The 12,287-nt window shown below is 33.8% G+C and carries 12 protein-coding genes and 3 tRNA genes; 6 read left to right on the forward strand and 9 right to left on the reverse strand.

The features are described 5' to 3' along the window. The 5 genes from AC061E_RS10500 to AC061E_RS10520 all read right to left on the reverse strand — a co-directional run bounded on the left by AC061E_RS10500 (nt 1) and on the right by AC061E_RS10520 (nt 5,049). Nucleotides 1–327, reverse strand: a complete 327-nt coding sequence (locus tag AC061E_RS10500; protein ID WP_478286206.1) for a hypothetical protein — start codon at nt 325–327, stop codon at nt 1–3. A 22-nt stretch (nt 328–349) separates the two neighbouring features. Then, entirely contained in the window at nt 350–814 is a 465-nt protein-coding gene (locus AC061E_RS10505; protein ID WP_478286207.1) for a hypothetical protein, read from the reverse strand. Nucleotides 815–841: 27 nt separating this feature from the next. After that, nucleotides 842–2,155: a 30S ribosomal protein S12 methylthiotransferase RimO gene (gene rimO, locus AC061E_RS10510; RefSeq protein ID WP_478286208.1), complete on the reverse strand. Its 1,314-nt coding sequence runs from the start codon at nt 2,153–2,155 to the stop codon at nt 842–844. Between the two features lie 269 nt (nt 2,156–2,424). Then, nucleotides 2,425–3,999, reverse strand: coding sequence for an OmpP1/FadL family transporter (locus AC061E_RS10515; RefSeq protein ID WP_478286209.1), 1,575 nt, complete (start codon nt 3,997–3,999; stop codon nt 2,425–2,427). A gap of 39 nt (nt 4,000–4,038) precedes the next feature. Further along, nucleotides 4,039–5,049, reverse strand: coding sequence for a hypothetical protein (locus AC061E_RS10520; protein ID WP_478286210.1), 1,011 nt, complete (start codon nt 5,047–5,049; stop codon nt 4,039–4,041). 100 nt (nt 5,050–5,149) lie between these two features. On the opposite strand from AC061E_RS10520, the gene proS reads away from it, so the two are divergent. From proS to rpsT, 5 genes are all read left to right on the forward strand, one after another. Then, on the forward strand, nt 5,150–6,628 hold the full coding sequence (proS, locus tag AC061E_RS10525; protein WP_478286211.1) for a proline--tRNA ligase: 1,479 nt from the start codon (nt 5,150–5,152) through the stop codon (nt 6,626–6,628). 78 nt (nt 6,629–6,706) lie between these two features. Then, nucleotides 6,707–6,778 (forward strand) — tRNA-Glu (locus tag AC061E_RS10530). A 39-nt stretch (nt 6,779–6,817) separates the two neighbouring features. Further along, nucleotides 6,818–6,889: transfer RNA gene (locus AC061E_RS10535), tRNA-Glu, on the forward strand. A 38-nt stretch (nt 6,890–6,927) separates the two neighbouring features. After that, nucleotides 6,928–6,999: transfer RNA gene (locus AC061E_RS10540), tRNA-Glu, on the forward strand. 34 nt (nt 7,000–7,033) lie between these two features. Further along, nucleotides 7,034–7,285, forward strand: a complete 252-nt coding sequence (gene rpsT, locus AC061E_RS10545) for a 30S ribosomal protein S20 (RefSeq protein ID WP_086453799.1) — start codon at nt 7,034–7,036, stop codon at nt 7,283–7,285. A 57-nt stretch (nt 7,286–7,342) separates the two neighbouring features. On the opposite strand, the gene AC061E_RS10550 is transcribed toward rpsT, so the two are convergent. Both AC061E_RS10550 and AC061E_RS10555 read right to left on the reverse strand, forming a co-directional pair. Continuing rightward, on the reverse strand, nt 7,343–7,738 hold the full coding sequence (locus AC061E_RS10550) for a response regulator (protein ID WP_478286212.1): 396 nt from the start codon (nt 7,736–7,738) through the stop codon (nt 7,343–7,345). After that, nucleotides 7,738–9,450: a PAS domain-containing sensor histidine kinase gene (locus AC061E_RS10555; protein ID WP_478286213.1), complete on the reverse strand. Its 1,713-nt coding sequence runs from the start codon at nt 9,448–9,450 to the stop codon at nt 7,738–7,740. The genes AC061E_RS10550 and AC061E_RS10555 overlap by 1 nt, the downstream gene beginning before the upstream one ends. Nucleotides 9,451–9,601: 151 nt before the next feature. Here AC061E_RS10555 and typA point away from each other — a divergent pair, with 151 nt between their 5' ends. Then, a complete protein-coding gene (gene typA / locus AC061E_RS10560) occupies nt 9,602–11,398 on the forward strand; it encodes a translational GTPase TypA (protein ID WP_478286214.1) in 1,797 nt (598 codons plus the stop codon). A 197-nt stretch (nt 11,399–11,595) separates the two neighbouring features. On the opposite strand, the gene AC061E_RS10565 is transcribed toward typA, so the two are convergent. Next, a complete protein-coding gene (locus AC061E_RS10565) occupies nt 11,596–11,778 on the reverse strand; it encodes a hypothetical protein (RefSeq protein ID WP_221917379.1) in 183 nt (60 codons plus the stop codon). Between the two features lie 83 nt (nt 11,779–11,861). After that, complete coding sequence (locus AC061E_RS10570; RefSeq protein WP_478286215.1) at nt 11,862–12,218, reverse strand: hypothetical protein; 357 nt, start codon at nt 12,216–12,218, stop codon at nt 11,862–11,864. Nucleotides 12,219–12,287: the final 69 nt, after the last annotated feature.

The following is a 12,287-nucleotide window of genomic DNA, read 5'->3' on the forward strand; positions in this document are numbered from 1 at the left end:
CTAAGCCATAAGCGCCCGGTTCATCGAGCACGAATCGATATTAAAATTAACAGTACCTATCCACTCTGTACTTATGCCATTTTGCAATGGCGTAGGTCCCATTTTAAAAAGGGTGTCTTTGTAAGTTTGTAATTGTTTTGTGTAAAGTGTATCAATATTAAGTGTTACATGAGCAATTACAGGTAAGGTTTGAGGATCTTTATTAGCAATAGTCCCTTCTAGTGTTTTTAGCTTAGAATCGTAAATTTTTTCACTTTTTTTATATGGGTTGGTACCACATGAAACAGCTAGTGCAGCTAAACAAAAGAAGTAAAAAAAGTTTTTCATAATTTGGCTCAATTGTTTTATTTTAAGATTGTTCTTTAGACTTTTTCTTCTCTTTTTTCTTAGGATTCTTTGCTTCCTCGTTTAAGAGTATAAATTTTTCTTTCTGCTCTTTATTAAGCAACTCCATAATTTTTTTATCTGTAGTTTCAGATAGTGCTTTTATGTTGTTTAATTTGTCCTCATGACTTACTTCTGCCTTGATAAGTATTCCTTGAGATTTAATGCTTTCTGTTAAGATATTTGAAATTGCAATAGTTTGCAATTCATCGAGAGTCAGCTCAGGTTTTAAACGTTCCATGACCTTTCCTACGGTAACCTCTACTGGAATTTCTTTTGGCTTTTCTTGACCTCTGTATTGATCCATACTATTATTCATCCTTCGGTTACTGCCATATCCATTATTACCGTAACCGTTGTTGTTAAACTGAGCTTGTGTTATCTTAGGCAAGAATGTAAGAAAGATTACAAACAATATTGAAAATTTCATAATAGTATATTTATAATAAAAAATGTTTTAAACAGGTTCGCCGTATAAATCAAATTCTGTTGCATCAATAATTTTAATCATGACAAACTCACCCGTTTTTACGTAATGTTTAGAGGCGTCAATCAATACTTCATTGTCTACATCAGGGCTGTCAAATTCTGTACGACCTATAAAGTGAGCACCTTCTTTTCTGTCAATAATACAACGGTAGGTTTGTCCAATTTTTTCTTGATTTAAATCCCAAGAAATTTGCGACTGTAATTCCATTATTTCGTTGGCACGATCTTGTTTTACGGTATCTGGAACGTCATCTTCAAGTAAATAGGCGTGTGTGTTTTCCTCATGTGAGTAAGCAAAGCATCCCATTCTGTCAAATTTCATTTCTTGAACAAACTCTTTCAAAATATTAAAATCTTCTTGAGTTTCTCCAGGGTATCCTACAATCAAAGTTGTACGAATTGCTATTCCAGGAACGGCTTCTCTAAAATCTTTTAGTAATTTTGTAGTTTTTTGTTGTGTAGTTCCACGACGCATCGATTTTAAAACAGAATCTGCAATGTGTTGCAACGGAATATCAATGTAATTACAAATTTTTGGTTCGCGTTTCATGATTTCAAGAACGTCCATAGGAAAACCTGTTGGGAATGCATAATGCAAACGGATCCATTCTATGCCCTCGACTTTTACTAGGGCTTCAAGCAATTCTCCAAGTGCTCTTTTTTTGTACAAGTCTAAACCATAATAGGTAAGGTCTTGCGCTATCAATATAAGTTCCTTAACGCCATCTTTAGCTAAACCTTCCGCTTCTTTTACTAATTTTTCTATAGTTTGTGAGACATTTTTTCCTCGCATTAATGGAATGGCACAAAAACTACAAGGTCTGTCACATCCTTCAGAAATTTTTAAATAAGCATAGTTTTTAGGTGTTGTTGTTAATCGTTCTCCTAATAATTCGTGCTTGTAATCAGCACCAAGAGCCTTTAACAGTTGAGGTAGTTCAGTTGTTCCAAAAAACTGATCCACATTAGGGATTTCCTTTTCTAAATCAGGTCTGTAACGTTCAGATAGACATCCTGTTACGAACACTTTGTCTACTAGTCCTCTCTCTTTTTTATCAGCGTATTCAAGAATCATGTTTACTGATTCAGCTTTGGCATTATCAATAAATCCACATGTATTAATGACAATAATATTTCCTTCCTCAGCCTCGGGCGCTTCATGAGTTACCTCTTTTCCATTTGCGCGAAGCTGACCCATAAGGACTTCACTATCGTATACATTTTTTGAACACCCAAGGGTGATAACATTTATTTTATTCTTTTTTAAAGACTTCGTTCTCATAGTAGTAGCATCCCGATAATTTGGGAATTTTGCAAAATTACAATTTTTTATTCAAACTGAACTTTTTTCAACCCGTTTTCAAATTATTAGGAGCTATTTCTTCTGTGCGTTATAAACAAAGTTCACTGAATTTCTATAAAAATGGGTGTTAAGTTAAGTAATCTCTCTGAAGTAGGGAGTATTACTCCCGACGCTTCGGGACTATCAGGGCTAAAAAAAATCCGTCTTGTTTGAATAACGAGACGGATTATAATGTTTAATAATGTAATTTACAATTCAAATAATAATGTTAACGACACATTATTATTGATATTGGCTATTCTGGCTCCATCAGTAAACCCTTGGTTAAAGAAACCTTGCTGTGTATTACGAGTGGCATTGGCGTAAGATAAATCTAATTTTGTAAATCCAAAATTATATCCTAAACCTGCTGAATATCCCGTTAAATCGCCCATTACAGTAGTATTCTTGTAAGGACTTTGTTCGTATCTATAACCAGCTCTTAGGCTCAAGGCTTTGATTTTGTATTCACCACCTACACGAATTTCGCCTGTGTTATCTAGTGTATTACTGATTGTATTGTTAAGACCCATAAAATAGGCATCATTTTTGGGTTTAAATGCAGTTGATCCATAATTTTTCATTGCATAATCAATGCTGATTAAACCTTTTTTACCAAATACATAAGCTAAGCTAAGGGTAGTTTTGCTCGGTGTTTGCAATTTGTATGGTTCATAAACATTAATTACATCTGGACTTACAACATCAGCTGGTAAAGTTTCGGTACTGTTTCTGCTAATGGCTACTACACTTTGTGATAACTCATCAGTTAATCTATACCAAGTAGAAGATTCGTGTGCTAAACCCAAACGCAATTCGTCAGTTAGTTTTGCGATAACACCCAACTGAAATGAAAATCCAGTTCCATAGGTATTCAAATCGTTATTGAATTGTATTTGATTCACTCTAAAATTATTTGTAGCTGCTGCATCGTTTCTTTCGGTAAAGCGGGACGATCTAACGTAATCTGTAAAATGTGAATTCAAGTTCAAACCAAAATAAAACTTATCTTTATATGAAGTTGCTATATTAAATGATAGTTTTCCGTTATATCCCGTATTGAAAACTGCGTTTTGTTGAAAATAATTTGCAGCAGGAACATTAGATGAGTAAGGTGAATTTGCATTATTTTCATCAATGGCATCAATTATAAAAGCTTGATACCCTAAGAAAGCTTGTTGTGCATCATATCCGCTTAATCCAGGAAACTGGTTGTTAGGAAGGTTGTTTCCTAAAAAAGAATATAAATCACTGATTGATTCCCCTTGCTCTGTGTTTACAAATTGTTGTGGGACAGGTGCTCCATTGTTGCCTCTATTGGCATAAAATAAAAAATAATCAGCTACGGTATTGTTTCTATTTGTGCCAGAGGAGAAAAAATCGTTAGTAAAATTATTCGCGTTTTCATAATTAATACCAATGGTGACTTTTGACCAGTTTGATTTAGCGTTATTTTCAAAAACAAATACCGCACCAGCTTGGTTTAAGTCAATAGAGTTGTTCTTAGTGCTGTTAGTGGTCCCAAAATAATTTGAATTGTTTTTGTTGCTAAAGTTTGTTAAGGTAAGACCCATTTGATTGTTAGCAAATATAGCAGAACCTGCTGGATTTACATTCAAAGATGATAAATCACCGCCCAGTGCGCCAAAGGCTCCACTCATGGCTCTAAATCTTGCAGTACCGTTTAAATTGTCTTGTGAATAGCGTACTGCATCAGATACTTCTTGTGCTTGCAATGTATTTATTGTAAGTCCTATAGCGAGTAACCAAATATATTTTTTCATACGTTTTTAAATAATGTTTGTAGTTTAAATTTAAGGATATTAACCTCTTCCGCCTCTTCCGCCACCGCCAGATGATCTTCCGCCACCACCGCCGCCATAGCTTCCACTGCTTCTAGAAGAACCAGAATTAGAGCTTGGAGTGTATGATCTTGAGTTAGATTCGCTTCTTGATGGAGTGTAGGTACGAGATGGAGTACTACTTTCTGTACGAGTTGAACTAGATCCTCTTCGGTTTGAATTGTAGGTTGCACTTTCTTGTGTTTGATTTCTAGAAAAAACAGGACTAGTTCTACTCATTCTACTAGCTGAACCTCTTCCGTAATTTGTGCTGTTAGAATTATAGTAATTAGTATCAGTTCTTCTGGAGCTTACAGTATTGCCACTTCTATTATAACCAGATGTTCCTCTGTTTGAGTTTGAGGTATTAGCATAACTAGATCCTCTTCTGCCTGCATTGTAGCTGTAGTTTCTTGGATTGTAATGAGGCGCATATCCCCAATTATTTCCATACCAATTGTTCCAACCAAAACCGATGTTTCCACCCCAGCCAAAACCAGCGTTCCAGCCCCAGTTATTCCAACCCCAACCTGAATAGCCACCCCATCCATAGCCAGTGTTCCAGCCCCAGTTATTCCAACCCCAACCTGAATAGCCACCCCATCCGTAGCCAGTGTTCCAGCCCCAATTATTTCGACCCCAGCTGTTATCGTAAATGTTTATGCTTACGCTTTGTGGATTACTTCCCCAACCAGCGTAGTCAGTGTAGTTTTGAATGGAGTCATTATCAATATTGTAATTATCAATATCTGTTAAGATTTCAACCTGTTCATTGTTATTTTGTAATGAATTAAAATAACTAGCATAAGGACTTGTACTGGTCTCAGCCGGTTGGGAGTTTCTAGGTGTACGGTTTGTGGTTCCGCCATAAATTCCGTCAGAATCGTAATAAGAGCTATTTTGATAGGTGCCACATGAACTAAAAAGAATGCTTATGAATCCAAATAAGTAAAGCATCATTGGTTTCTTGGTGGGTAGGGTATAAGTTTTCATATATATGGAGTTTTTATTGTTGCACATTACAAAAATAGTTAGTTTTGCGGAACTATTTATTTAAAATTATTAATGCAATATTTGTGCCAAACTATTCAGTATGAGTAAGAACATAACTACAAGAGCGGAAGATTATTCAAAATGGTATAACGAATTGGTTGTCAAGGCCGATTTAGCCGAAAATTCAGGAGTGAGAGGTTGTATGGTAATTAAGCCATACGGTTATGCAATTTGGGAAAAAATGCAAGCTGAATTGGATAAAATGTTTAAAGAAACAGGACACCAAAATGCTTATTTTCCGCTTTTTGTTCCCAAGAGTATGTTTGAAGCTGAAGAGAAAAATGCTGAAGGTTTTGCTAAGGAGTGCGCCATTGTTACGCATTACAGATTGAAAAATGATCCAGACAAGCCAGGAAAATTAATGGTTGACCCAAATGCAAAACTAGAAGAGGAGCTTATTGTGCGTCCTACTAGTGAAGCTATTATTTGGTCTACCTATAAAGGATGGGTGCAATCATATAGAGATTTGCCATTATTGATTAATCAGTGGGCTAATGTGGTGCGATGGGAAATGAGAACACGTTTGTTTTTACGTACGGCTGAGTTTTTATGGCAAGAAGGGCATACTGCTCATGCTACAAGAGCCGAGGCGGTTGAAGAATCTGAAAAAATGATGAACGTGTATGCTGATTTTGCAGAACGATTCATGGCTATACCGGTTATTAAAGGCTTGAAAACAGAAACGGAGCGTTTTGCTGGTGCCGAAGAAACATATTGTATAGAAGCACTAATGCAAGATGGTAAAGCTTTACAAGCAGGGACATCTCACTTTTTAGGTCAAAACTTTGCAAAAGCTTTTGATGTGAAATTTGCAAATGCAGAGGGTAAGCAAGAATACGTTTGGGGAACTTCTTGGGGAGTATCAACACGATTAATGGGTGCGCTTGTAATGACACATTCTGATGATCAAGGTTTGGTTTTACCTCCTAGCTTAGCGCCAATACAAGTTGTTATTGTACCTATATATAAATCAGACGAACAGTTAGCAGCAATATCTGCAGAGGTAAATGTACTTATTGCAAGTTTGCGTAAATTGAACGTTTCTGTAAAATTTGATGATAGAACGACTCAAAAACCAGGATTTAAGTTTGCAGAATGGGAACTGAAAGGAGTTCCTGTTCGAATTGCGGTTGGACCTAAAGATCTAGAAAATGGGACTTTTGAAATAGCTCGAAGAGATACATTATCAAAGGAAGTGGTGGCTAAAGAAGGAATAGAAAACTATATTACTTCATTACTAGAGCAAATACAAAATGATTTGTTTGCAAAAGCACTAGAGTATAGAGATACGCACGTTACCGAGGTAAATAGTTTTGAGGAGTTTAAAGAAATTTTAGAAAATAAAGGAGGTTTTGTCTCAGCACATTGGAATGGTACAGCAGAAACTGAGGAAAAAATTAAAGACCTTACAAAAGCTACCATAAGATGTATACCTTTGAATAGAGTAGAAGAGACTGGAAATTGCGTTTTTACAGGCGCTCCATCAGCAGGACGTGTACTGTTTGCAAAGGCCTATTAAAAAAAGTAAAAAAAAAATGTACAAGCTATTGCTCGTTTCGAAAATAGTTGTATTTTTGCATCCGCATTAGAGAAGCAAGGCCCGTTCGTCTATCGGTTAGGACGCATGGTTTTCATCCATGTAAGAGCGGTTCGATTCCGCTACGGGCTACTACTTTTTTTGCGTTTCCTAAAGTAATAAGGGAAAAATGGCCCGTTCGTCTATCGGTTAGGACGCATGGTTTTCATCCATGTAAGAGCGGTTCGATTCCGCTACGGGCTACATTCAATTTACATATTGATAAAAACTTAGGAGAATATGGTCCGTTCGTCTAGGGGTTAGGACGCCAAGATTTCGTCTTGGTAACAGGGGTTCGATTCCCTTACGGACTACAAACAAATTAGTAAAAGATAAAAAAGCAATATAATGGCAAATCATAAATCAGCTCTAAAAAGAATTAGAAGTAACGAAAAGAAAAGAGTGTTAAACAGATATCAACACAAAACTACTCGTAATGCTATAAAAGCGTTAAGATTAGCTACTGATAAATCTGAAGCATCTGCAAAATTATCTAATGTTATCTCAATGATTGATAAATTGGCTAAGAAAAATATCATACACAATAACAAAGCATCAAACTTAAAATCTAAGTTAACTAAGCTTGTTGCTAAATTGTAATATTTAGATAAAATAAAATATTTAAAAAAAGTTCTCGATTTATCGGGAACTTTTTTTTTACGTTAATATTTCTTTCAAGTCTTCTAGCATTGATTTACTTATTGGTTTAGGTAAAAAAGCAATTACCATTGGGTAGTTTTGAGCTTTTTTTAAATCATTTGGGTCAATTGAAGAGGATAAGACCACAATTTTAGTTGTATGAAAATTTTTGTAATTTTGAGTTTTAAATGCTTCTAAAAACTCCCATCCCCCCATTACGGGCATGTTTAAATCTAGAAATATTAAATCTGGTTTTGTTGAAGAGGTATTTAATAGTGTATTCAAATAAAGTAATGTTTCTTCTCCATTAGTAGATGTGATAATTTCATTGCAAAACGAAAATCGCTCTAGTACTTTTTTACAAAGCAAGAGTGTTATTGGGTCGTCATCTACGCATAAAACTTGATTTAGCATCACTTTTTATTTTTAAACGTTAATTTTAATGTGGTTCCTTGGTCAATTTTGCTTTCAATTTCTATTTTTCCACCCATGATTTCAACTTGTGATTTTACTAAATATAGTCCAAGTCCCTTGCTGTCAGGATGTATGTGGAACCGCTGATACAAACCGAAAATTTTATCTTTATTACGAATTAAATCAATTCCAATTCCATTGTCTTGAATTAGAATTACTGTATTGTTGTTTTCTTTTTGAGTTGAAATTGTTATTTGTGGTTTTCTTTTTTCGGATTTATATTTTATTGCATTGGATACGAGATTTAAAAAAATACTCTCCAAGTATGGTTTGTGCGTGTAAATGCTAGTAGTGTTTAAGTTTAATTCAATCAAAGGATTGTGAGCGGTTATCATCGTGTCTAATTGATTGAAAACATAGTGAAATATCTCTTTTAGATCTACATTTTCCTTGATTATGGAAGGTTTGTCTTTTATTTTTATAACTCGTACTAAGTCGTTTACAGTGTTATTTAAGAGTTGTGTAGATTGATTAAATCCGTTTAAGATTTCTTGTAGTTCAGTATCATGAATTGGGGTTTCTTCTAATAGTTGTAAAAGACCAGTTAAGTTTGAAAGTGGTGCTCTCAAATTATGAGATGTGATGTATGAGAACTGTTTTAAATCTTTATTGTTTTGAGTTAATTCTCTAATTAATTGTTCTTTTTCTTTTTCCTGTTTCTTTTCTTCGGTAATATCTCTTAAAATTGAAATCCAGTGGGATAATTCTTTTTCAGAATTGAAAATAGGAACTATCGATAAGCGTACCCAGTATTCTTTTTTTGTTTTAGATGATAATAGGGTTTCAATTTGATATTCTTTTTTGAGGTTTATAGCTTTTAATATTTTTTTTAAAGTGCTATCGTCAGAGTTTGGACTTTTGAATAAATCAGGTGATTTTCCTATTATTTCTTCAGGGGTGTAACCAGACATTGTCGTAAATGCTGGGTTTACGTATATTATATTTGGTATTTTTGATTGTGTTGATTTAGGTTCAGTTATAATTATGGAATCTTTAGATTGAATGATAACAGTTTCAAGTAGTTTTAATCTATTTTCTTCCTCTTTTTGTTTCGTTATATCTTGAATAGCGCCAATCATTCTAATGGCCTTTCCGTTTTTATCCTTTAGTAAAAATGCTCTATCTAATACATATTTATAAGTATTGTCAGCACATTTAAATCGGTATTGATCTTGCCATTTTTCTGTTTTTTGTTCGATAAAAGAATATAATCGTACTGACATTTTTATGCTGTCTTCAGGATGGATTTTGTCAAACCACCAATTAGAGTCAACATTTAGATTGTCTTTAGAGTATCCAAAAACGTTCTCAATTCCTTTATTCCAAGAAAAATGATCTTCCTCAAGTTTCCAATCCCATATTGTGTCACTTGTTGCCTTTGCTACTATATCATATTTATCATTTGATTCTCTAATTGCCTCATTACTTTTTTTTAACTTGTTAAAATTCTTACTGTTGATTTCATCGTTTTTGGATAAAATTAATTTAAGAAGTAAGCTTGAAAAGATTACAAAAATGATGTCTTTGGTAAAGTTGTAAAACGGTACACATTGTTCAGCGACAAAGTGTTGGGCGATTTTGTGGACTATCACAACAGCAATAAGTGTTGCAAGAGTGTATGTTAGGATTGTTTTATTGGTTTTACTTTTCATTACTCAAATATAATTAAATAAAAGTTTTAAAATAGAGGAGACGAAAAAACTTATTTTTTAAGTTGCTAATCCGTTAAGGATATGTAAACTATTGTATAAATATTTTTTATATCAAAATAAAGTGTACCTTTGCAGCCATTAAAAATCACAGATGGAATCTATTAGAAACATTGCAATTATTGCCCACGTCGATCACGGTAAAACTACATTGGTAGACAAAATTATGTATCACTGTCAATTATTTCGTGACAACGAAAACACAGGTGATTTAATTCTTGATAATAACGACTTAGAGCGTGAAAGAGGTATTACTATTACTTCTAAAAACGTATCAGTTCAATATAAAGGAACTAAAATCAATATTATTGATACTCCTGGTCACGCCGATTTTGGTGGTGAAGTTGAACGTGTATTGAACATGGCCGATGGTGTATGTTTGCTAGTTGATGCTTTTGAAGGTCCAATGCCCCAAACGCGTTTTGTTTTACAAAAAGCTATTGACTTAGGTCTAAAACCTTGTGTAGTTATCAATAAAGTGGACAAGGAAAACTGTACTCCTGAAGAAGTTCATGAAAAAGTTTTTGACTTAATGTTTGAATTAGGTGCTGAAGAATGGCAGTTGGATTTCCCAACGGTTTATGGTTCTGCTAAAAACAACTGGATGTCTGACCACTGGGAAAATGTAACTGATAATGTTGAAGCATTGTTAGACATGGTTGTTGCAAATGTGCCTGCTCCTAAAGTTTCTGAAGGAACGCCACAAATGTTGATTACATCTTTAGATTTCTCAGCTTTTACAGGTCGTATCGCTATTGGTCGTCTTGAAAGAGGAGTATTGAGAGAAGGTATGCCAATCTCATTAGTTAAAAGAGATGGTACTGTATCTAAATCTCGTATCAAAGAACTTCATACTTTTGAAGGACTTGGTCGTAAAAAAGTGGAACAAGTTATTGCTGGAGATATTTGCGCCATTATTGGTGTTGAAGGTTTTGAAATTGGTGATACTATTGCTGATTTTGAAAACCCAGAAGGTTTAAAAACGATTGATATTGATGAGCCTACAATGAGTATGTTGTTTACAATTAATGACTCTCCTTTCTTTGGTAAAGAGGGTAAATTTGTAACTTCAAGACACATTAGAGAGCGTTTGACAAAAGAATTAGAGAAAAACTTAGCTATGAAGTTAGGTGAAACTGATTCTGCTGATAAATTCATGGTTTTTGGTCGTGGAGTACTTCACTTATCTGTTCTTATTGAAACAATGAGAAGAGAAGGATATGAATTACAAATTGGTCAACCTCAAGTTATTATCAAAGAAATTGATGGTAAAAAATGTGAGCCAATTGAGGAATTGACTATTGATTTACCAGAAAATCTTTCAGGTAGAGCGGTTGAGTTCGTAACTATGCGTAAAGGTGAAATGCTAAGCATGGAAACTAAAGGGGAGCGTATGATTGTTAAATTTAATATTCCATCTCGTGGAATTATTGGATTGCGTAATCAATTGCTTACTGCTACTGCAGGTGAAGCTATTATGGCACACCGTTTTATTGGATATGAGCCTTACAAAGGTGAAATTGCTGGACGTAACAAAGGTTCATTAATTTCTATGGAAAAAGGTAAAGCTATTCCTTATTCGATCGATAAATTACAAGATCGCGGTAAGTTTTTCGTTGAACCAAATGCTGAAATTTACGAAGGTCAGGTTATTGGAGAAAACTCTCGTGGAGATGATATGTGTGTAAACGTAACAAAAGAGAAAAAACAATCTAACGTTCGTTCATCTGGAAATGATGAAAAAGCAAGAATTATTCCTCCAATTATTTTCTCATTAGAGGAAGCTTTAGAATACATTCAAAAAGATGAATATGTTGAGGTTACACCAAAATCTATTCGTTTAAGAAAAATATATTTGACAGAAACAGATAGAAAAAGATTTAAAATCTAATTCATTTGAGTTTTAATTAAAACCATCAGCGTAAGTTGATGGTTTTTTTTTGAACCTAATCCTGCTGTACACTATATCTTTTATACCACCCCAAAAAAGGGGTGTTATAAAAGGATGCCGTTCCCATCAGGGGTATAAGAGAATCTACTTTTATGAAGATCAGTACTGAGAAGAAACTTAAATTATCTTTGAAATTCTTATTCCTTTTTATTTTGCCACTCGGTTTGTTTTGAATTTTTATGGAGTATGCTTTCATTTTCATGGAATCCCATTGCAAATCCTAGCATTATTGCAGTAAGTATTACAATTATTCTCTTTTTTATTCCAGTAATTATTCTTTTACAAGTAGTTAGGCTATTTGTATTTTTAAGTTTACGCATTTTTATTTCGTTAAATTAAACACCTTTTTATTTTCTTAAATCATATAAAAGATTTAAAAATGAATTTCAAACTATGTTTGGAATTAAAGTGTATAACTAGTGAATTCAAATAATGCTTTCAGATATAGTTTTTGATACAGAACAGGTTTCAATATTTGAAACAATTCGCTGTGTAATTTAAATTTGGTATTACATGTAACATCAGCTGGATTAAGATACTTGGGATTAATATCAAAGCTAATTTTGAAGCTTGATTTTACATCATGAATTGTTTCAAAAAGAAATTTTGTTCCTTTTAGATTTTCTGCTTCAGTACTTTTAGTGAGATTAAAGTCTTGATAATAGGAACTAGAGTTGATTTCAGAATTAGGGAAACACTCACTCGTCATTGATCCTAAGATCAATATAAACATTGCGAGATATTTGATATAATTCTTCATTGATAAATTTTTTTGTAAAACATCTTAAAGTAATAGACCGTCTTTATATAAACAGTTCTATTACTTTAA

Source organism: Flavobacterium sp. GNP011 (assembly GCF_056428925.1).